The organism is Streptomyces racemochromogenes, from assembly GCF_044129415.1.
GTDB classification, from domain to species: Bacteria; Actinomycetota; Actinomycetes; order Streptomycetales; family Streptomycetaceae; genus Streptomyces; species Streptomyces racemochromogenes_A.
Genome location: NZ_JBBDHD010000077.1, coordinates 14497 through 33365, shown reverse-complemented (window position 1 = coordinate 33365; position 18869 = coordinate 14497). Strand labels below are relative to the sequence as shown.

At 73.3% G+C, this 18869-nt stretch carries 22 protein-coding genes and 1 pseudogene; 10 read left to right on the top strand and 13 right to left on the bottom strand.

The annotated features are described in order from the left end of the window. The 3 genes and pseudogenes from WDV06_RS25010 to WDV06_RS25000 all read left to right on the top strand — a co-directional run. Positions 1–599, top strand: a pseudogene (locus WDV06_RS25010) (DEAD/DEAH box helicase); the annotation flags it as partial. Between the two features lie 91 nt (positions 600–690). Continuing rightward, positions 691–1548 carry an alpha/beta fold hydrolase gene (locus WDV06_RS25005; RefSeq protein ID WP_395512018.1) on the top strand — a complete coding sequence of 286 codons (858 nt, stop codon included), beginning with the start codon at positions 691–693 and terminating at the stop codon, positions 1546–1548. A gap of 98 nt (positions 1549–1646) precedes the next feature. Beyond that, positions 1647–1799, top strand: coding sequence for a hypothetical protein (locus tag WDV06_RS25000; protein ID WP_395512017.1), 153 nt, complete (start codon positions 1647–1649; stop codon positions 1797–1799). 72 nt (positions 1800–1871) lie between these two features. Here WDV06_RS25000 and WDV06_RS24995 read toward each other — a convergent pair whose 3' ends face one another. The 4 genes from WDV06_RS24995 to WDV06_RS24980 form a co-directional block, all read right to left on the bottom strand. Beyond that, on the bottom strand, positions 1872–2477 hold the full coding sequence (locus WDV06_RS24995) for a MarC family protein (protein WP_395512022.1): 606 nt from the start codon (positions 2475–2477) through the stop codon (positions 1872–1874). Between the two features lie 97 nt (positions 2478–2574). Then, positions 2575–3441, bottom strand: a complete 867-nt coding sequence (locus WDV06_RS24990) for a PHP domain-containing protein (protein WP_395512016.1) — start codon at positions 3439–3441, stop codon at positions 2575–2577. Between the two features lie 106 nt (positions 3442–3547). Further along, the gene (locus WDV06_RS24985; protein WP_395512015.1) at positions 3548–4189 is read right to left on the bottom strand and encodes a DUF6758 family protein; all 642 of its coding nucleotides are present in this window, start codon (positions 4187–4189) and stop codon (positions 3548–3550) included. A gap of 84 nt (positions 4190–4273) precedes the next feature. Continuing rightward, a complete protein-coding gene (locus WDV06_RS24980) occupies positions 4274–4858 on the bottom strand; it encodes a suppressor of fused domain protein (RefSeq protein WP_395512014.1) in 585 nt (194 codons plus the stop codon). 372 nt (positions 4859–5230) lie between these two features. Between WDV06_RS24980 and WDV06_RS24975 the strand changes: the two genes are divergently transcribed. Next, complete coding sequence (locus WDV06_RS24975) at positions 5231–6343, top strand: magnesium and cobalt transport protein CorA (protein WP_395512013.1); 1113 nt, start codon at positions 5231–5233, stop codon at positions 6341–6343. A 44-nt stretch (positions 6344–6387) separates the two neighbouring features. Then, positions 6388–6894, top strand: a complete 507-nt coding sequence (locus WDV06_RS24970) for a hypothetical protein (RefSeq protein ID WP_395512012.1) — start codon at positions 6388–6390, stop codon at positions 6892–6894. A 31-nt stretch (positions 6895–6925) separates the two neighbouring features. On the opposite strand, the gene WDV06_RS24965 is transcribed toward WDV06_RS24970, so the two are convergent. Then, positions 6926–7798, bottom strand: coding sequence for a hypothetical protein (locus WDV06_RS24965; protein WP_395512011.1), 873 nt, complete (start codon positions 7796–7798; stop codon positions 6926–6928). Between the two features lie 198 nt (positions 7799–7996). Here WDV06_RS24965 and WDV06_RS24960 point away from each other — a divergent pair, with 198 nt between their 5' ends. Genes WDV06_RS24960 through WDV06_RS24950 form a run of 3 tightly spaced genes read left to right on the top strand, consistent with a single transcriptional unit; the run spans position 7997 to position 11144 of the window. Then, a complete protein-coding gene (locus WDV06_RS24960; RefSeq protein WP_395512010.1) occupies positions 7997–9268 on the top strand; it encodes a magnesium transporter MgtE N-terminal domain-containing protein in 1272 nt (423 codons plus the stop codon). Then, positions 9258–9941 (top strand): DUF1003 domain-containing protein, encoded by a 684-nt coding sequence (locus WDV06_RS24955; protein ID WP_395512009.1) that lies wholly within the window; start codon positions 9258–9260, stop codon positions 9939–9941. The genes WDV06_RS24960 and WDV06_RS24955 overlap by 11 nt, the downstream gene beginning before the upstream one ends. A 42-nt stretch (positions 9942–9983) precedes the next feature. Next, positions 9984–11144: an Mrp/NBP35 family ATP-binding protein gene (locus WDV06_RS24950; RefSeq protein ID WP_395512008.1), complete on the top strand. Its 1161-nt coding sequence runs from the start codon at positions 9984–9986 to the stop codon at positions 11142–11144. 69 nt (positions 11145–11213) lie between these two features. Here the strand turns inward: WDV06_RS24950 and WDV06_RS24945 are convergent, their stop codons facing one another. The 5 genes from WDV06_RS24945 to sigE all read right to left on the bottom strand — a co-directional run bounded on the left by WDV06_RS24945 (position 11214) and on the right by sigE (position 15616). After that, positions 11214–11954, bottom strand: a complete 741-nt coding sequence (locus tag WDV06_RS24945) for a hypothetical protein (RefSeq protein WP_395512007.1) — start codon at positions 11952–11954, stop codon at positions 11214–11216. Positions 11955–12090: 136 nt separating this feature from the next. Then, positions 12091–12540 (bottom strand): sec-independent translocase, encoded by a 450-nt coding sequence (locus WDV06_RS24940; RefSeq protein WP_395512006.1) that lies wholly within the window; start codon positions 12538–12540, stop codon positions 12091–12093. 137 nt (positions 12541–12677) lie between these two features. Beyond that, positions 12678–14003, bottom strand: coding sequence for a S1C family serine protease (locus tag WDV06_RS24935; protein WP_395512005.1), 1326 nt, complete (start codon positions 14001–14003; stop codon positions 12678–12680). 183 nt (positions 14004–14186) lie between these two features. Then, positions 14187–14840, bottom strand: coding sequence for a zf-HC2 domain-containing protein (locus tag WDV06_RS24930; RefSeq protein ID WP_395512004.1), 654 nt, complete (start codon positions 14838–14840; stop codon positions 14187–14189). Further along, positions 14837–15616, bottom strand: a complete 780-nt coding sequence (sigE, locus tag WDV06_RS24925) for an RNA polymerase sigma factor SigE (protein WP_395512003.1) — start codon at positions 15614–15616, stop codon at positions 14837–14839. The genes WDV06_RS24930 and sigE overlap by 4 nt, the downstream gene beginning before the upstream one ends. 167 nt (positions 15617–15783) lie before the next feature. Here sigE and WDV06_RS24920 point away from each other — a divergent pair, with 167 nt between their 5' ends. Then, the gene (locus WDV06_RS24920; RefSeq protein WP_395512002.1) at positions 15784–16446 is read left to right on the top strand and encodes an O-methyltransferase; all 663 of its coding nucleotides are present in this window, start codon (positions 15784–15786) and stop codon (positions 16444–16446) included. Positions 16447–16553: 107 nt separating this feature from the next. Here WDV06_RS24920 and WDV06_RS24915 read toward each other — a convergent pair whose 3' ends face one another. Then, the gene (locus WDV06_RS24915) at positions 16554–16721 is read right to left on the bottom strand and encodes a DUF3117 domain-containing protein (RefSeq protein ID WP_003966491.1); all 168 of its coding nucleotides are present in this window, start codon (positions 16719–16721) and stop codon (positions 16554–16556) included. 332 nt (positions 16722–17053) lie between these two features. Here WDV06_RS24915 and chcB point away from each other — a divergent pair, with 332 nt between their 5' ends. Beyond that, positions 17054–17857: a 2-cyclohexenylcarbonyl CoA isomerase gene (gene chcB, locus WDV06_RS24910; RefSeq protein ID WP_395512001.1), complete on the top strand. Its 804-nt coding sequence runs from the start codon at positions 17054–17056 to the stop codon at positions 17855–17857. A 15-nt stretch (positions 17858–17872) separates the two neighbouring features. Here the strand turns inward: chcB and WDV06_RS24905 are convergent, their stop codons facing one another. Together WDV06_RS24905 and WDV06_RS24900 are read right to left on the bottom strand one after the other, a co-directional pair. After that, positions 17873–18454 (bottom strand): DNA-3-methyladenine glycosylase I, encoded by a 582-nt coding sequence (locus WDV06_RS24905; RefSeq protein WP_395512000.1) that lies wholly within the window; start codon positions 18452–18454, stop codon positions 17873–17875. Next, positions 18451–18840, bottom strand: coding sequence for a DivIVA domain-containing protein (locus tag WDV06_RS24900; protein WP_395511999.1), 390 nt, complete (start codon positions 18838–18840; stop codon positions 18451–18453). Before WDV06_RS24900 ends, WDV06_RS24905 begins: the two co-directional genes overlap by 4 nt. Positions 18841–18869 lie beyond the last annotated feature (29 nt).

The following is an 18869-nucleotide window of genomic DNA, read 5'->3' as shown; positions in this document are numbered from 1 at the left end:
CCCCGGCCGGCGACGAGCCGCGCCGCCCGCGCCGCCGCCGCACCCGGCTGACGGCCGCGGCCGTCGCCGCGGTGAACGGGGCCGAGGCCCCCGCCGTCGAGGCCGCGGTCGCGGTCGCCGGGACCCCGGCCGTCGAGGTCCCCGTGGCCGAGGCCGCTGTCGTGGTCGAGGAGGCGGTGGTGGTCAAGCCGCGCCGCACCCGGACCCGCAAGGCGGCCGCTCCGGCCGCCGAGGCTCCGATCGTCGAGGCTCCGGCCGCCGAGGCTCCGGCCGCCGAGGTCCCCGCGGCCGAGGCCCCGGCCGTCGTGGCCGAGGGGAAGCCGAAGCGCACCCGGACCCGCAAGGCCGCCGTCGCGGAGGCCCCGGTGGCGGAGGCCCCCGCGGCCGCCGCTCCGGCCGCCGAGGCTCCGGCCGCGGTCCGGCCGCGCCGGGTTCCGACCCGCAAGGCCGTGCCGACCCCGATCCCGGACGTGGTCATCGACGAGGCGCCCGTCGCGCCCCGCCGCCGGACCCGCAAGGTGGCCGCCCCGGCCTCCGAGCCCCAGTTCCAGATCGCCCCGCCGAGCGAGCCGGTCCGCACGACCCGCCGCTTCCGGTAGGCACCGCCGCGTGAGCACCCGGCCCCGGTCCCCTTCCCAGGGGGCCGGGGCCGTCCTCGTACCCGGGCCTACGGGCCGGTAACCTCGGGCCATGAGCAAGCCGCCGCGCCTCACCCTGCCCCCCGCCGCCCGCGCGTCCCGCCTGACCACGCCGCGCGGCGCGTTCGCCGTGCACGAGGCGGGCGAGCCCGTACACGGCACCGCCCTGCTGGTCCCCGGGTTCACGGGCAGCAAGGAGGACTTCATCGCCCTGCTGGAGCCGCTCGCCGCCGCCGGCTTCCGGGTGGTCGCCGTCGACGGGCGCGGACAGTACGAGAGCCCCGGCCCGCGCGAGGAGTCCGCGTACGAGCTCCACGAGCTGGCCCTCGACCTGCTGGCCCAGGCCGCGGCACTGGCGGACGCCGGCCCGCTGCACCTGGTGGGCCACTCCCTCGGCGGGCTGATCTCACGCGCGGCGGTGCTGCGCGACGCCTCCCCCTTCGCCTCGCTCACCCTGATGAGCAGCGGGCCCGCCGCGATCGCGGAGGAGCAGCAGGCCCGTACGAAGCTGCTGGTGGCGGCGCTGGAGGCGATGCGGGAGGACATGGCGGCCGTCTGGGAGGCCATGCGGGCCCACGACCCCGCCGACGCCGTCCCCGACGCCCCGGAACTGGCCGCGTTCCTGCGCGGGCGCTGGCTGGCCACCGTCCCGGAGCAGCTGATCTCCACCGGCCGGATCCTGGTCTCGGAGCCGGACCGGGTGGAGGAGCTGGCGGCGGTGGGCTTGCCGAAGCTGGTGCTGTCGGGGGTGGTCGACTACGCCTGGCCAGTGCCGCTGATGGACGAGATGGCCGTCCGGCTGGGCGCGTCCCGCGTGGTGGTCGAGGACGCCGAACACTCCCCGAACGCGGAGAATCCGCAGGTCACGGCCGCTTCTCTAGCGACCTTCTGGCGATCTTCGACCGCTTAGTAGTTAGCTAAGGAAAAAATTTCCTTAGCGTAGGGAATGTTTCTGAAGGGCGCCTGGTTGACCCCTGTGCAAGGAGAACACCGACGAAGGGAGAAGCCGTGCGCTTCGAGATTCTGCGCCTGGACGACGTCGACGGAAACGCCGTGGACAGCACCGTCGTGGACGCGGCCTCCGTCAACCGGATCGTGCAGCAGGCGGCCGCCATCGGCCAGCGCATCCTGATCCGACCGGCCGAGAGTGCGTCCTCCTGATGCTTCCGAAACGCCCCCGTACCGTTCTCTTCGGTACGGGGGCGTTCGTATGCGCGGGGCGGTCCGGGCGGGTCAGGCTCCGTGGATGACCTGGAGGACGCCGTTGATGATCTGCTGGACGGCGATGGCGGAAAGCATCATGCCGGCCAGGCGGGTCACCAGGACGACGCCGCCGTCCTTGATGACCCGGATGATGACGAGGGAGTACCGCATCGTCAGCCACAGCACCACGTGCATCGCGGCGATGGCCGTCCACACCGAGAGCTGCGCGCCGAACCCGTCGGCCTTCTGCACGGCCAGGATGACGGAGACGATCGCACCGGGGCCGGCCAGCAGCGGCATGCCCAGCGGGACGAGGGCGACGTTGACGTCCTTGGTCTGCTTGGGCTCGTCGGTCTTGCCGGTGAGCAGGTCGAGCGCGATCAGCAGGAGCAGCAGACCGCCGGCGATCATCAGCGCCGGAACGGAGACGTGCAGGTAGTCGAGGATCTGCTGACCGCAGATGCCGAAGGTCGCGATGACGCCGAAGGCGACGCAGACGGCCTGCCAGGCCATGCGGCGCTGCACCTTGGCCGGGCGGCCGGAGGTCAGCGCGAGGAAGATCGGAGTGATGCCCGGCGGGTCCATAATCACAAAAAGCGTGAGAAAAAGGGATCCGAAGACGGCGAAGTCGAACACAGTGATGCCTTGCATAGAGGGGTGTTACGAAAAAGGGCGAGGGGGAAGGGCGCGCGTGGGCCCGGCGACCGCGTGCGTCAGCAGCGGCCGGCGGCGGTCAGGCGCGGGCGTCTCCGCCGGCGCCCGGCACGGGGAAGGCCCCCGTCGCCCGGCGCGTGATCTCGCCGTAGATCTCGGGGTCGGTGGTGTACTCCCCGAGACGGCAGGTCTTGCGGCTGCCGTGGTAGTCGCTGGAACCGGTGGTCAGCAGACCGAGGTCCCCGGCCAGGCCGCGCAGGCGCGCGCGGGTGTCGGCGTCGTGGTCCATGTGGTCCACCTCGATGCCGTCCAGACCCGCTGACGCCAGGGCGGCTATCGCCTCCTCGGGCACGCAGGCGCCGCGCTTGACGGCGGCGGGGTGCGCGAAGACGGTGACCCCGCCGGCCGCCTTGACCAGGCGGATGGCGTCGAAGGGGTCGAGCTCGTGCTTCTCGGCGTAGGCGCGGCCGCCGTCGGCGAGCCACTGCGCGGTGAAGGCGTCGGAGACGGTGGGGACGACGCCCAGCTCGACCATGGCGGTCGCGATGTGCGGCCGCCCCACGGAGCCGTTCCCGGCGATCCGGGCCACCTGCTCCCAGGTCACGCCGACGCCGAGCTCCTGGAGCTTGCCGATCATGGCCTGGGCCCTGGGGGTGCGGTCGTCCCGCACGAGCTCCCGCTCGGCGGCGAGCCCGGGCTCCTGCGGGTCGAAGAGGTAGGCGAGCATGTGTAGCCCGACCCCGTCGAGCCGGCAGGACAACTCGGCCCCGGTGACCAGCGTGAGGCCCTGCGGCAGCGCCGCGACGGCCTCGGCGTACCCCCCGACGGTGTCGTGGTCGGTCAGCGCGACCACGTCCAGCCCGGCCGCGGCGGCATTGCGCACCAGCTCGGCGGGGGTGTCGGTACCGTCGGAAGCCGTGGAGTGGGCGTGCAGGTCGATGCGCACAGCCGCACTCCAGGGTTCAGACGGACGAGGTGGGGGCACCTCCCAGCGGCAGCTGGGGGAGACACTCCAGGGTACCCGTGTGCCGGCCCCCGCAGGGCCGGGGGGCTCACGGCCCCAGGATCCGTGGGCTCAGCGCGCCGCACGGGACCAGTTCCACCTCCGCGCCCGCGTCGCGGAGGTCGGCCAGGACGAGTTCGTCGTACATGAGCAGGCCCGACTGTTCCGGCCAGACGATGGCCCACAGCCACAGGCCGCGGGCCTCGCCCGCGAACACGGCGCGGTCCTCCGGGACCCCCTTGACGTGCCACAGGGGTGTCGGGCGGCCGTCGGTGACGACCTTGGCGTGCGGGGGGCCCGACACGTCGAGGTTCGGGCCGGGGTCGGGGCCGTCGATGCCCGCGAAGCGGGCGCCGAGGCCCACGCCGAGTTCCTCGGCGACCAGCAGCAGCTCGCCCAGGCCGCCCAGCGGGCCGGGGCCGGTGCAGGCCACGACCGTGGCCCGGCCGCCCGTCCGGTCGTCACCGGCGGACGCCACCCCGGTGAACAGCCATCCCACCGGCAGCGGCCACGGCATCCACACCGGCACCTTCGACCGGCTCACCACCACGCCCAGGCCCTCCACGCTGGGCGGGATGACGGGCTGGAGCGGGTGGACGGGGCCGTGCACGGCGCACTGCCAGGAGTCGGAGAAAAGACCGGGCGCGCGCACCCGGCCACCACACTTCGGGCAACTCGGTTCGCCCCTCATAGGAAGCACGCTCCTCCCCGCCCGGCGCCCCGTCAAGACGCGATCACCCGTCCGGATGGCACCCGCGCCCGGCAGGCACCGCGCTCAGTCCAGTGCGACGGCCGTACGCAGAGGGTCCCGCAGATCGGTCCCGCGCGCGAGCCAGCGCTCCTGGAGGGCGGCCGCGCCGTGCACCCGCTTCCAGGCGGCCTCGTTCGCCGTCATGGGGAGAAGGGGGAGGAAGCGGACCGGGTCCATCGGCTCGTCCAGTTCGAGGTCCTCGACCAGGCCGCCCGGCTCGGCGACCAGCACCGAGGTGAACGGCGCACCCTCCCACAGCGGTTCGCCCACGTCCAGGGAGGCGCCGGGGGCCACGACCAGTCCCTCGACCATCGGCGAGGCCGCCAGGACCGCGAGGGGCCGCAGCACCTTGTCGGTGGGCGCGAGCCCCGCCCGTACGGTCAGCACCAGCTCGGCGCGCGGTCCGCGCACCGGGTCGGCGACCACGGCGGTCGGGTCGGTCATGGGGTGCGCGGACATGCCGAGGGTCGCGTACCGGACGAGGTCGCCCTCGGCGAAGCGGAGGACCTCGATGCGGTCGGTGCCCAGGAAGGTGACGGCGGCGCGGGCGTCGGGTTCGCCGAGCGCGCTGCGCAGCCGGGCTTCGACGAGGGCCGGAATTTCTGCCATGGAGCGAGCATAGAACTCCTATCCGCCGGGTAAAGACAGGCGTTTGACCATCTGTCGGCTGATAGTGTTGACAGCCGGTCGGGGCCGCGTGCAGAAGCACGATTCAGGGCTCCGGCGACAGGACGTCCCCCACGGGGGACCGGCCGGAGGAGGTGGGGCTGCGATGGATCGAAGTCGATCGTGCAGTACCAATCGCTCTTCGGCCACTTTCCAGGGCGGCTCCAGCCCCCTTTGATCTTCTGATCAGCAGAAGAGCGACGGCAGAACTTTGTCCTCCGTCCTGTCTCCCTCCGTCCGCGCGTGCCCGTCCGTGCGCCGCCGGAGGGCCTCCCACCCGTGCGGTCCGCAGCCGTGCGCGAGAAGGAGCCTGCCATGTCGATGCTGCCCTACCTCCGTGCCGCCGTCCGTCCGGCACTGCGCAAGTCCACCCCCGTACAGCCCGGCTACGACACCACCCGCGACCCCTCCGCGAGCAGCGCGGTCGTCGACTGCGCCGTCTACCGCGACGGCCGGCGGGCGCAGGGCGACTGCCTGACGCCGCGTGAGGCGCTGCGCCGGGTCCGGGAGGACGGCGGGTTCGCCTGGATCGGTCTGCACGAGCCCACCGAGGCCGAGTTCGCGGGGATCGCCGCCACGTTCGGCCTCCACCCCCTCGCCGTGGAGGACGCGGTCCACGCCCACCAGCGGCCGAAGCTGGAGCGCTACGACGAGACCCTCTTCACGGTCTTCAAGACGATCCACTACGTGGAGCACGCCGAACTGACCGCCACCAGCGAGGTGGTGGAGACCGGCGAGGTGATGTGCTTCACCGGCCCGGACTTCGTGATCACGGTCCGGCACGGCGGCCAGGGCTCGCTGCGGACCCTGCGCCACCGCCTCCAGGACGACCCCCAGCTCCTCACCCGGGGCCCGTCGGCGGTGCTGCACTCGATCGCCGACCACGTGGTGGACGGCTACATCGCGGTGGCCGCGGCCGTGCAGGACGACATCGACGAGGTGGAGAGCGCGGTCTTCGCCGCTCCCGCCAAGGGCGTCGCCCGGGGCGGCGACGCGGGCCGCATCTACCAGCTCAAGCGGGAGGTGCTGGAGTTCAAGCGGGCGGTCTCGCCGCTGCTGCGGCCGATGGAGCTGCTGAGCGAGCGGCCCATGCGGCTGGTGGACCCGGACATCCAGAAGTACTTCCGCGACGTCGCCGACCACCTCGCCCGGGTGCACGAGCAGGTCATCGGTTTCGACGAGCTGCTGAACTCCATCCTCCAGGCGAACCTGGCGCAGGCCTCCGTCGCCCAGAACGAGGACATGCGCAAGATCACCTCCTGGGCGGCGATCATCGCCGTCCCCACGATGATCTGCGGGGTGTACGGCATGAACTTCGACCACATGCCGGAGCTGCACTGGCGCTACGGCTATCCGATGGTGATGGCCGCGATCGTCGGCAGCTGCTTCGCCATCCACCGGGCGCTGCGGCGCAACGGCTGGCTGTAGGAGCCAGCGGTAGCGCCCGGCAGCGCACGTCCTACGCTGTGCGCATGACTCTCAGCGCACTCGACCTGGCCCTCGTCGAGGAGGCCTCCAAGAAGTCCGGCCTGATCTGGGTCCGCGGTGCGGGCGCCGACCGGGCCCTGTGGCACGCCTGGGTGGACGGCGCCGCGCACGTGCTCGGCGACGGGCCCGGCGAGCAGCCGTTCCCCGGGCTGTCCGACGGCGCGGCCGCCGAGGTGACCGTACGCAGCAAGGACAAGGGCGGCCGGCTGGTGGCCTGGACCGCGGCCGTACGGGAGCTCGCGCCCGGCTCCGGGGCGTGGGAGGCCGCCGTCGCCGAGCTCAAGGGCAAGCGGCTGAACGCGCCCGACTCGGAGGGGATGACGCAGCGCTGGGCCCGGGAGTGCCGGCTGCTGCGGCTGGAGCCGGTCGCGGTGGCCGACCGGCTGCCCGAGGGCTCGCTGGCCGCGGCGCCGCTGGACTCCCCCGCGACCACCCGCAGGCCGGTCCCGGCGGGACTGCCGAAGCTGCTGCTGAAGCGGAAGAAGAAGTAGCGCAGGAAGCCGCGGGGGGCGGCCCCGGCGCTCAGCCGCCGGTCGGGTTCGACCCCTGCCCGGAGGAGCCGGCGCCGCCGCTGCCGGCCGTACCGCCGCTGCCGGACGCACCGCCGGATCCCCCGCTCTTGGACGGGGCCGGGGAGGCCCCGGTGCCCGTGCCCGTACCCGCGCCGTCCTTGGTGGTCGGCAGCTGGGAGCCGTAGTCCACGGTCTGGTCCTGCGCCGGCGCCTCCAGCGGGAAGGTCTTGCCCCACTCGGTCAGCTCCACCCGGCCGGCGCCGCCCGCGCGCTCCATCAGCAGCGGGTACGGTGTCCCCTCCAGGGACACGGTCAGCTTGCCGCCCTTGCCCGCGTCAGCCGCGAGCGGCACCGCCCGGGTGTGGCCGACGGTGGTGTAGCCGCCCTTGGTGAGCTTGCCCTGGAGGCCGAGGAGCCCGTCGAGCAGGACGTGCATGTCGGTGAACCCGCGGAACTGCTTGTAGGCGGGGTCGCTCTCGGGGACCTTCACGTACTTGTCGCCGAGCTTGCCGGCCGAGTCCGACTTTCCCCAGAAGGCCGCGCTGGCCTTGAGGTACAGCTGCTCGCCGACGCGCAGCAGCTGGAAGGTGTCCGACTGGGACTTCACCTCGCCGGAGCCGCCGTCCCCCTTGAGGCGCATGTCGAGGGTGAAGGTCTTGCCGCCGCTGACCAGGGTTCCGGAGAGGTGGACCGAGTTCGCCGCGCCGGCGGCGGCCTTGGCCTGGCTCTCGATGTTCTCCGGGGTCTGCTTGCCTACCCCGTTCGTGCCCTTGTCGGGGTCCGTCTTCTCCGCGCAGCCCGCCTGGGTGACGGCGATGCCCGCGCACAGGGCGCCGATGACGGCGGCCCGGCGCAGCCGAACGGCGGAGGGGTAGGCGGTCACGTCGGGTGCCTCTCGTCGCTGGTGGGCTGGGGGCGGCTCCCGGCCGGTGTCCCAGGGGGAGCAGCAGGCAGCGTACCCGCCCCCGCGACCGGCCCCTCCGGACCCCCGGCCGGACCGCCCCACCAGGACGCTTTCCCCCGGCAGGGGCTAGCCTGAGGCACGGCAGGACTGGTGATCGACGCTCTAGGAGGCGCTCGGATGGGTGCAGGCGCCCCGCGGATCTTCGTCTCGCACCTCTCGGGCGTGCCCGTCTTCGACCCCAACGGCGACCAGGTGGGCCGGGTCCGCGACCTGGTGGCGATGCTGCGCGTGGGCGGGCGGCCGCCCCGGCTGCTGGGCCTGGTGGTCGAGGTGGTCAGCCGGCGCCGCATCTTCCTGCCGATGACCCGGGTGACGGGCGTGGAGTCCGGTCAGGTCATCACCACCGGCGTCGTCAACATGCGGCGGTTCGAACAGCGTCCGACCGAGCGGCTGATCATCGGCGAGCTGCTGGACCGCCGGGTGACGCTGGTGGCCACCTCCGAGGAGGTCACCGTCCTGGACGTGGCCATCCAGCAGCTGCCGGCCCGCCGTGACTGGGAGATCGACCGGATCTTCGTCCGCAAGGGCAAGGGGGGCGCGCTGCGCCGCCGCGGCGAGACCCTGACGGTGGAGTGGTCGGCGGTGACCGGCTTCTCCCTGGAGGAGGAGGGCCAGGGCGCGGAGAACCTGGTCGCCACCTTCGAGCAGATGCGCCCGGCCGACGTCGCCAACGTGCTGCACCACCTGACGCCCAAGCGGCGCGCCGAGGTGGCCAACGCCCTCGACGACGACCGGCTCGCGGACGTCCTGGAGGAGCTGCCCGAGGACGAGCAGGTGGAGATCCTCGGCAAGCTGAAGGAGGAGCGCGCCGCCGACGTCCTGGAGGCGATGGACCCGGACGACGCGGCCGACCTGCTCTCGGAACTGCCGGAGGACGACAAGGAGCGGCTGCTGACGCTGATGCAGCCGGACGACGCGGCCGACGTGCGGCGCCTGCTGTCGTACGAGGAGAACACCGCGGGCGGTCTGATGACCACCGAGCCGATCGTGCTGCGGCCCGACGCGACCGTGGCCGACGCGCTGGCCCGCGTGCGCCAGTCGGACCTGTCGCCGGCGCTGGCGGCGCAGGTGTACGTGTGCCGGCCGCCGGACGAGACGCCGACGGGCAAATACCTGGGGACGGTGCACTTCCAGCGGCTGCTGCGGGACCCCCCGTTCACGCTGGTCAGCTCGATCGTGGACACGGACCTGCCGCCGCTGCCCCCGGACGCCTCGCTGCCCGTCGTGACGAGCTACCTGGCCGCGTACAACATGGTCGCGGCGCCCGTCGTGGACGAGAGCGGCTCGCTGCTGGGTGCGGTGACGGTCGACGACGTCCTGGACCACCTGCTGCCCGACGACTGGCGGGAGACGGACTTCCACTCCGAGGAGGCCGTGCATGGCCACTGAGCGCGGACGCGGCGACGGGGCGCGCGAACGCCGCCGGGAGCGGCGCGAGCAGGCCCGCGAGGGGCTCTCGGAGCGGCTGGAGGAGGCGGCCCGGCTGCGTGGCGAGCGCTCGGCGGAACGTTCCTCCGAGCGGGCGCGCGCCGGCACGCCGTCGGGGGCCAGTGCGCTGACGCGTTCGCGGGTGCGGCTGGACCAGCCGCGCCAGGACCGGCGCAAGCTGCTGCCGGAGTACGACCCGGAGGCCTTCGGGCGGCTGTCGGAGCGGGTCGCGCGGTTCCTGGGCACGGGCCGGTTCATCGTCTGGATGACCCTGGTCATCGTGGTGTGGGTGCTGTGGAACGTCTTCGCCCCGGACCACCTGCGCTTCGACCAGTACCCCTTCATCTTCCTGACGCTGATGCTGTCCCTCCAGGCCTCGTACGCGGCCCCGCTGATCCTGCTCGCGCAGAACCGGCAGGACGACCGGGACCGGGTCACCCACGAGCAGGACCGCAAGCAGAACGAGCGGTCGATCGCGGACACCGAGTACCTGACCCGGGAGATCGCGGCGCTGCGGATGGGCCTGGGCGAGGTCGCCACGCGCGACTGGATCCGTTCGGAGTTCCAGGACCTGATCAAGGAGATGGACGAACGGCGGCTGTTCTCCGGCGAAAGTGACGAAGGCGACCGCTGATCGGCTTACCGGAGCCCTGCTACCGAGCCGTACCATCGGGGCATGGCTACCGAGACACCCTCCGCCGCCGTGCCGGAGCAGGACGCGATCCTGGACGCGCTGGCGACGGTCAACGACCCCGAGATCCACCGGCCGATCACCGAACTCGGCATGGTCAAATCGGTGGAGATCGGCGACGGCGGCGCGGTCGCCGTCACGGTCTACCTGACGGTGTCGGGCTGCCCCATGCGCGAGACCATCACCAAGAACGTCACCGACGCCGTCGCGAAGGTCGCCGGCGTCACCTCGGTCTCCGTCGCCCTGGACGTGATGAGCGACGAGCAGCGCAAGGAGCTCGCCGCCACCCTGCGCGGCGGCACCGCCGAGCGCGAGGTGCCCTTCGCCAAGCCGGGCTCGCTGACCCGCGTCTACGCGGTCGCCTCCGGCAAGGGCGGCGTGGGCAAGTCCTCCGTCACGGTCAACCTGGCCGCGGCGATGGCGGCCGACGGTCTGAAGGTCGGCGTGGTCGACGCGGACATCTACGGCCACAGCGTGCCGCGGATGCTGGGTGTCGAGGGCAAGCCCACCCAGGTCGAGAACATGATCATGCCGCCGTCCGCGAACGGCGTGAAGGTCATCTCCATCGGCATGTTCACCCCGGGCAACGCCCCGGTGGTGTGGCGCGGCCCGATGCTGCACCGGGCACTCCAGCAGTTCCTGGCCGACGTGTTCTGGGGCGACCTGGACGTGCTGCTGCTGGACCTCCCGCCGGGCACGGGCGACATCGCCATCTCGGTGGCCCAGCTCGTCCCGAACGCCGAGATCCTCGTCGTCACCACCCCGCAGCAGGCGGCGGCCGAGGTCGCGGAGCGGGCCGGCTCGATCGCGGTGCAGACGCACCAGAAGATCGTGGGCGTCGTCGAGAACATGTCGGGCCTGCCCTGCCCGCACTGCGACGAGATGGTGGACGTGTTCGGCACGGGCGGCGGCCAGCTGGTCGCGGACGGCCTGACGAAGACCACGGGCGCCACGGTGCCGGTGCTCGGCCAGATCCCGATCGACGTGCGGCTGCGCGAGGGCGGCGACAACGGCAAGCCGGTCGTGCTGGCGGACCCGGACTCCCCGGCGGGCGCCGCCCTGCGGACGATCGCCGGCAAGCTGGGCGGCCGCGCCCGCGGCCTGTCGGGCATGTCCCTGGGCATCACGCCGCGCAACAAGTTCTAGGGGTACGGGCGAGGGGCACCACCGGACGGTGGTGCCCCTTCTCGCTGTGCGGACCCTGCGGGCCGCCCCCTACTCGTACGCGCCCAGGTCCGCGATGGCCGAGAAGCCCAGGCCGTACGCGCTCATCCCCCGCCCGTACGCCCCCAGGTGCACCCCGCTCCCGGTGGAGCCGGCCAGCACCCATCCGAACTCGGACTCGCGGTAGTGGAACGGCGTCGGCTCCCCGTCCACCGGCAGCGACAGCGTCGACCAGTCCGGGCCCGCGAGGTCGTCGGCGAGCTCCCAGGCGGCTTCCGTCTGCTGGTCGAGCCAGTCGTCGCGCAGGCTGTGGTCCATCTGCGGCGGCCAGCTGTAGGCCAGCAGCCCGGAGCCTGCCAGCCAGGCGGCCGAGGACACCGAGGTGGCCTCCAGGACGCCGGTGCCGTCCCCGCTGCGGCGCAGGGGGTTGCTGGCGACGGTGACCACCACCGCGAACCGCTCCTTCTCGCCGGTGGCGATCTCGCCCCGGACCGAGGGCTCGTCCCCGTGTCCGGTGGAGCCGTGCTCCACGGTGCCGTCGGCGCCGGTGCCGACCTGCATCAGCCAGCGGGGGCCGGTGAAGGCCCCGTCCAGCCCGTACCAGGGGAACTCGGCCCTCAGGTACCCCTCGGCCGCGCGGCGGGCCGCCGGGACGGGGGCGGTGGCGTCGGTGGTCCGGGCGGCGCCGGACTGCGCCGCCGGCTCGGGCGGCTCGGGCTGCGGGGTGGTGGCGTCGGGGGCTTCGGCGGGCTGTGCGCCAACCCGGCTGCTGCTCGTGCTCGTCGTCTCCATGGGCGGCCTCTCGTTCCGTGGGATCCGGAACGGCCCTCCCCCTCGCTTCGCTGGGGGGACCCCCACCCTCGGGCGTCCTGGCTCCGGACAGATGGAGGATAGCCATCCGTCCCCGGATCGACGGGCAGGCTGGGGCTCAGGTGGCGTCGGCGTCGAAGGGCGTGCGCGGTTCCTGGGCCGGTGCGACGGGCTTCTTCAGCAGATCGGGAGCGGTGGCGGCGGCGGGCGTGGCGGAAGCCGGGGAGGCGGGGGCCGCCTGCCCGGTCTCGCGGCTGTTGACCGCGTCGGTGACCTCGTTCAGCTCCTTGCGGAGGTCGAAGCTGCTGCGCAGCTCCTGGAGGTCCTCGTTCTCGGTCAGCTGCTTGCGGATGAAGGTCTTCGGGTTCAGGTCCTCGAACTCGAAGTCCTTGAACTCGGGTCCCAGTTCGGAGCGGATGTCCTGCTTGGCGCTGTCCGAGAACGCGCGGATCTTGCGGATGAAACCCGAGACGTCCTGGATCACCTTCGGAAGCTTGTCCGGCCCGAAGATGAGGATGGCGAGCACCACGATGGTGACCAGTTCGAGTGCGCCTATGTCGTTGAACACCTTGCCGCTCCTCGGCTCTCTCCACTTCGGGCCCGGTCAACGGTACCCGGCGATCCCGGGCCGGCCCTACGCCGGTGCGGGCCCCGCGCCGGATTCACCCGGGCGTCGCCGGGCGTTCCCCCGGCGGGCGCCCGGTCTCAGGAGCCGCTGGCGGACCCGAGCACCACGTCCAGGATGTGCTCCCGGGCGTCGCGCAGCACGGTCAGGGAGAGGTGGTCGCCGGGCCGGTGGGCGCGGATCTTGATGATCAGCTCGTCGCCGCCGTGGACGCGGACCCCGTCCACCTTGGTGATCACGTCCCCGGGGCGGATCCCGGCGCGGGCACCGGGGCCGTCGGCGGCCACGGCGGGCTTGCCGTCCTCGCCCTTGGTGTCGACCCTGGCTCCGTCGCCGGTGTACTGCATGTCCAAGGTGACCCCGATGACGGGGTGGGTGGCGTGGCCGGTGCGGATGAGCTCCTCCGCGACGCGCTTGCCCTGGTTGACGGGGATGGCGAAGCCGAGGCCGATGCTGCCGCTCTGGCGGTTGCGGTCGCCGTCGTCGCCCTTGTCGGCCCCGCGGATGGCGCTGTTGATGCCGATGACGTGGGCGCGGGAGTCGAGGAGCGGGCCTCCGGAGTTGCCGGGGTTGATGGGGGCGTCGGTCTGGAGGGCGTCGACGTAGCTGATGTCGCTGCCGCCCGCCTTGTCCCCGCCCGCCGTGATGGGGCGGCCCGTGGCGCTGATGATGCCCGCGGTGACGGTGTTGGAGAGGTCGAAGGGGGCGCCGATGGCCACGACGGGGTCGCCGACGCGGACGTTCTCGGAGTTGCCGAGGGCCAGGGGGCGCAGGCCGCGGACGCCGGTGACCTTCACCACGGCCAGGTCGTAGCCGCTGTCGCGGCCGACCAGCTCGGCGGCGACGCTGTCGCCGGTGCTGAAGGTGACCGTTATGTCCTTGGCGTCGGCGACGACGTGGTTGTTGGTGAGGATGTGGCCCTGGTCGTCCAGGACGAAGCCGGTTCCCGTGCCGCTGCCTTCGCCACCGCTGACGTGCAGGGTGACCACGCCGGGCAGGGCGGTGGCCGCGATGCCGGCCACGCTGTCGGGGGCCCTGCCCCGGTTGTCGACGGCGGCCTGGGGAAGCTCCAGCCGGGTGCCGGTGCGCCGCTCGGCGAGGATGCCCAGCCAGCCGCCGACACCGCCGGCGAGGAGGGCGATCACCAGCCCGACCACCGCCAGCTGCCAGCCCGTGACCCCGCGCCGCCGGGGCGCGCCCTCACCGTCCGCCACCTGGAGCGGCCGTACGCCCCAGGGGTCGTACCGCGGCCCGGCGCCGGGTGCGGGCTCCTGTCCGGGCTCGCCCGCGGGGGCCGGGGCCGGTGCGGCGGGGGCTTCCGTCGCGGGCTGCGTATCCGGGCGGGCCGGGTCCGCGGGCCGGCTCCACCAGGAGGGAGCCGGGTCGCTCTGGTGATGGTCGGACATGTGCGCTCCCCCGCGGGCCTGACGCACCGCGGGCGGCACGTGTGCCGCAGATTCAACCAGGTACGGGGCGCCCGCGCTGGCCCGGGGCGCACTCGGGACCACACCGGAAGCCGGCCCCCGCTCCGGACCCGGGAGCCGGACCGGGCCGGGACGGGACGCGGATCCGGCGGGGGGGCCGGGACGTCAGCGGGCGAGGGAGGCCGGCTGGGCCGTGATCGGGGGCGCGGAGGGAGCCGTGGGCAGGGGGGACGAGGGGGACGCCGGGCGGGCCCGGTCCGGGAGGGGCAGCCGGTCGCGGACGGCGGCATCGGTCAGCGGGACCGACGGCCCCGGCCGGGAGGCGGGCGCCTCGCCCCGGGCGTTGGGCTCGATCGCGTCCATCGGGAGCGCGCCGCCCAGCGCGATCGCGGCCAGGGAAACGGCTCCGGCCGCGACGAAGGCGAGGCGGCGTCTGGGACGCCCCGTCTCATGGATGCGGAACCCTTCGCGCGGGGCGGCCGGGACGGCGTACCCGAAGGTGGCGAAAGGGTCGCCGCCGGGAGCCGCGGGGGGCCGCCCCGCGCCGGGGCCGCCCGGCGGCCCGGCGGGGCCCTCGGGGCCCGTGCCCGGCAGCCCCTGCAGCCGGGCCAGCAGTCCGGCGGACAGCGGCGGCGGGGCGCTCTCCACGAACAGGGTCTTGAGCCGGCGCTGCGCGTCGGCCTCAGCCTTGCACTTGGCGCAGGTGGCCAGGTGGGCCAGCACCCGCTCGCGGGCGTCGTGCTCCAGCTCCCCGTCCACCAGCGCGGCGAGACGGTCACCCAGGTGCTGTTCGGCGGGGGACGGACTGACTCCGCTCACTCCGGCCCGCCCTCTCCCCCGGCGCCCGGGACACCCACCGCCACACCCGCCAGGGCGCGCTGCTCCGCGCGGGCCTCGGGCGAACGGTGCTTGAGCGCCTTGCGCAGGTGCGAACGGCCGCGGTGGATACGGCTGCGGACGGTTCCGAGCTTCACACCGAGGGTGGCGGCGATCTCCTCGTAGGACAGGCCCTCGATGTCGCAGAGCACCACGGCGGCGCGGAACTCGGGCGCGAGGGTGTCCAGCGCCTGCTGGACGTCCGCGTCGAAGTGGGTGTCGTGGAGCACCTGCTGCGGGGAGGGCTCGCGGCTCGGCAGCCGCTCGGCGGCGTCGTCGGCGAGCGCGTCGAAGCGGATCCGCTGCTTGCGGCGGACCATGTCCAGGAACAGGTTGGTGGTGATGCGGTGCAGCCAGCCCTCGAAGGTGCCGGGGGTGTACGTGGACAGCGAGCGGAAGACGCGGACGAAGACCTCCTGCGTCAGGTCCTCGGCGTCGTGCTGGTTGCCCGTCAGGCGGTAGGCGAGGCGGTAGACCCGCGCGCTGTGCGTGCTGACGATCTCCTCCCAGGTGGGAGGGGTCCACGCCTGGGAGCCCGCATCGGCGGCAAAGGTCGCGGTGGTCGCGGTGTGGGCGGTGTGGAAACGGTCAGCGGTGTAGGTCACGGATTTCGGCTCACCCGCCGACCAGAAGAGGCGTCTCAGTACGCCTCCACGATCCACAGGCGCAGCCGCACCTCCCCTGTCGGCTCTGGTGGTGTCCAGTGGAGCCCCTACCATAGCCACCCCTCCCGTCAGCTCCGGATAAGCCTTTTTGCAGTAACTTTGCCCGGGACTCGGGTTCCGCACCGCCGATCTGCCCGGCGGCGTCCCCTCTATCCCGCCTCTCACCCTCCCAACGCCCGGTCCCATCTGCGGGTTCCCGTCGTCAGCGGATACAGTCACCGTTGCGCCAACTATGGGGACAGGAGAGGGTCATTACCGGCAACCGGCAGACGAGCTGGGCGTTCGCCGACGCGTTCGTCGCCGAGGACGACGCCCTGCGATGGGCCCGCGACCGGTCCAGGGAAGCGGGCCTGCGCTCCGTCTCCCCCGGCACCGGGGCCGCGCTGCGTCTGCTGGCCGCCACCGCGGACGCCAAGGCGGTCGCCGAGATCGGCACCGGGACCGGGGTCTCCGGCATCCACCTGCTGCACGGGATGCGCCCGGACGGGGTGCTGACCACGGTCGATCCTGAACCGGACCGGCAGGCCTTCGCCCGGCAGGCGTTCCGCGCGGCCGGCTTCGCGGGGAACCGGGCGCGGTTCATCCCGGGGCGCGCCCTGGACGTGCTGCCGCGGCTCGCCGACGGCGGGTACGACCTCGTGTTCTGCGACGGGGACCCGACGGAGTCGCTGGACTACCTCGCGGAATCGTTGCGCCTGCTGCGGCCCGGGGGGCTGGTGTGCTTCGAGGGGGTCTTCGCGGACGGGCGCACGGTGGACTCCGCCGCGCAGCCGGTGGAGGTGCTGCGGGTACGGGAGCTGCTGCGCTGCGTGCGGGAGAGTCCGGCGCTGGAGTCCGCGCTGCTGCCGGTGGGGGACGGCCTGCTCTGCGCCGTCCGGCGGTAGCCCCCGGGGCTGTGCCCGGGCCCGCGGCGCCCGGGTCCCTGGGGCCCAAGCAACACCGCCCCCGCCGCGGGAGCGGCGGGGGCGGTGCAGAGATCAGTGGCCGAGGCTCAGCCGACGACCTTCTTCAGGGCGTCACCCAGGGCGTCCGCCTCGTCCGGCGTCAGCTCGACGACAAGCCGACCGCCGCCTTCGAGCGGTACGCGCATGACGATGCCTCGCCCCTCCTTGGTGACCTCGAGCGGGCCGTCGCCCGTCCGCGGCTTCATGGCCGCCATGCTCGTTCCCCTTCCTGAAACCAGCTCATCGTCAGCCGACGGCCCCGTTCAGGCGCCTAGTACCCGGCATCGAACACATTGCTTCCCAGCCATTATCCCGCATGTCAGGACCCGATGACCAACATCGGCGGGGAACGCTTGGGCAACGCGCTCGGCCAAAACCACTCATTTCGGGGATCCGCCTGCGATACTTCGCCGCTGCCCCCGGGGAAGTGCCTCCGCTTCGTTTGACGCACATCACATGCCCGGCGGTGGCAGCGTCCGCCATGCTGACCCTTGGACCGGCCGGTACCGGCCGGTAGCCACACCCGCGACGAAGGGGGACCCCCGCCATGGCCGACAGCGTGCTCTACGAAGTGACCGACGGACTCGCGAAGGTCACGATCAACCGGCCCGACGCGATGAACGCCATGAACACGGAGGCCAAGGTCGCCCTGCGCGACGCCGTGCAGGCGGCGGCCGCGGACCCGGCCGTGCGGGCGGTGCTGCTGACCGCTTCGGGCACCCGCGCCTTCTGCGTGGGCCAGGACCTCAAGGAGCACATCGGGAACCTGCAGGCGGACCGCGAGAGCGGCTCGACGCTCACCATGAGCACCGTCTCCGAGCACTACAACCCGATCGTGCGGGCCCTCACCGAGATGCCCAAGCCCGTGGTGGCCGGGGTCAACGGCGTCGCGGCCGGCGCCGGCTTCGGGTTCGCGCTGGCGGCGGACTTCCGCGTGGTCGCCGACACCGCCTCTTTCAACACCTCGTTCGCCGGTGTGGCCCTGACCGCCGACTCCGGGGTCTCCTGGACCCTGCCGCGCCTGATCGGCGCCTCCCGGGCGTCCGACCTGCTGCTCTTCCCCCGCTCCATCGAGGCGCAGGAGGCGTACGAGCTGGGCATCGTCAACCGCCTCGTCCCGGCGGAGTCGCTGCACGAGGAGGCCGAGGCGGTGGCCCGGACCCTCGCCGCGGGCCCGACGGTGGCCTACGCCGCCCTGAAGGAGTCCCTGGCGTACGGGGCCTCCCACTCGCTCTCCGAGGCCCTGGAGCGCGAGGACGTCCTCCAGACCCGCGCGGGCGCCTCGGAGGACCACTCCATCGCCGTCCAGGCCTTCCTCGCCAAGCAGCCCCCGGAGTACCTGGGCCGCTGAAGGTTCACCGACTGTTCACGCCTCGCGGGAGACGCAGCCCGCGAGGTGGTCGTTGACCAGGCCGCACGCCTGCATCAGGGCGTAGGCCGTGGTGGGGCCGACGAAGCGGATGCCCGCCTTCTTGAGGGCCTTGGCCAGGGCCGTGGACTCCGGGGTGACCGCAGGCACGTCACCGGTGGTCCTCGGCGCCCGGGCCTTCCGCTTGGGGGCGTGGGACCAGATCAGCGCGTCCAGCTCGCCGGGCTCCCATCCGGCCAGCACCTTCGCGTTGGCCAGGGTGGCCTCGATCTTGGCGCGGTTGCGGATGATCCCCTCGTCCGCGAGGAGCCGCTCGGCGTCGGCGGGCCCGAACTCGGCGACCGCCGCGATCCGGAAGTCGCCGAAGGCCTTGCGGAACCCCTCGCGCCGCCGAAGGATCGTCAGCCAGGACAGCCCCGACTGGAAGGCCTCCAGGCAGAGCCTCTCGTAGAGGGCGTCGTCGCCGTGGACCGGCTTGCCCCATTCGGTGTCGTGGTACGCGACGTAGTCCTCCGTGGACAGGCCCCAGGGGCAGCGCAGGGCGCCGTCCGGGCCGGCCAGCAGCCCGCCGCCGCTCACCGCTCCTCCTTGGTGAGGTCGACCCGGTGGTCCGCCGGGGCCTCGGCCGGGGCCTGCGCCTGCGCGGCCGCCGGGGCCGCCGGGCCCGCCGCCGGGGTGCGGGCCGCCGTCAGCTCCGCGATCCGCGCGTCCCGCTCGGCGAGCTCCGCGGCGAGCCGGTCCAGGACGTCGTCCACCTCGGCCATCCGGTAGCCGCGCGGCGCGACGGGCAGCCGCAGCGCGTCGATGTCCTCCCGTACGACCGGACGGGTCTCGGGCAGGGCGTCGGCCACCCGGTCGGGCTCGGCCTCGGGCAGGACGGCCTCGGCGCCTCCGCCGATGACCGCGAGGGTGACCGCGGCCACGACCACGACCAGCGCGATCAGCAAGAACCAGAACACGATCAACTCCCCTGAGAGACTCCGGCCACCAGGTT

What these genes read in the sequence shown, in the direction of transcription:
- WDV06_RS24985 (WP_395512015.1), bottom strand. Translation starts at nt 4,189, where the DNA reads ATGAGGGGCGAACCGAGTTGCCCGAAGTGTGGTGGCCGGGTGCGCGCG.
- WDV06_RS24970 (WP_395512012.1), top strand. Translation starts at nt 6,388, where the DNA reads ATGACTCTCAGCGCACTCGACCTGGCCCTCGTCGAGGAGGCCTCCAAG.
- WDV06_RS24915 (WP_003966491.1), bottom strand. Translation starts at nt 16,721, where the DNA reads ATGGCGGCCATGAAGCCGCGGACGGGCGACGGCCCGCTCGAGGTCACC.
- WDV06_RS24945 (WP_395512007.1), bottom strand. Translation starts at nt 11,954, where the DNA reads ATGGAGACGACGAGCACGAGCAGCAGCCGGGTTGGCGCACAGCCCGCC.
- chcB (WP_395512001.1), top strand. Translation starts at nt 17,054, where the DNA reads ATGGCCGACAGCGTGCTCTACGAAGTGACCGACGGACTCGCGAAGGTC.
- sigE (WP_395512003.1), bottom strand. Translation starts at nt 15,616, where the DNA reads ATGGTAGGGGCTCCACTGGACACCACCAGAGCCGACAGGGGAGGTGCG.
- WDV06_RS24980 (WP_395512014.1), bottom strand. Translation starts at nt 4,858, where the DNA reads ATGGCAGAAATTCCGGCCCTCGTCGAAGCCCGGCTGCGCAGCGCGCTC.
- WDV06_RS24975 (WP_395512013.1), top strand. Translation starts at nt 5,231, where the DNA reads ATGTCGATGCTGCCCTACCTCCGTGCCGCCGTCCGTCCGGCACTGCGC.
- WDV06_RS24935 (WP_395512005.1), bottom strand. Translation starts at nt 14,003, where the DNA reads ATGTCCGACCATCACCAGAGCGACCCGGCTCCCTCCTGGTGGAGCCGG.
- WDV06_RS24960 (WP_395512010.1), top strand. Translation starts at nt 7,997, where the DNA reads ATGGGTGCAGGCGCCCCGCGGATCTTCGTCTCGCACCTCTCGGGCGTG.
- WDV06_RS24955 (WP_395512009.1), top strand. Translation starts at nt 9,258, where the DNA reads ATGGCCACTGAGCGCGGACGCGGCGACGGGGCGCGCGAACGCCGCCGG.
- WDV06_RS24950 (WP_395512008.1), top strand. Translation starts at nt 9,984, where the DNA reads ATGGCTACCGAGACACCCTCCGCCGCCGTGCCGGAGCAGGACGCGATC.
- WDV06_RS25005 (WP_395512018.1), top strand. Translation starts at nt 691, where the DNA reads ATGAGCAAGCCGCCGCGCCTCACCCTGCCCCCCGCCGCCCGCGCGTCC.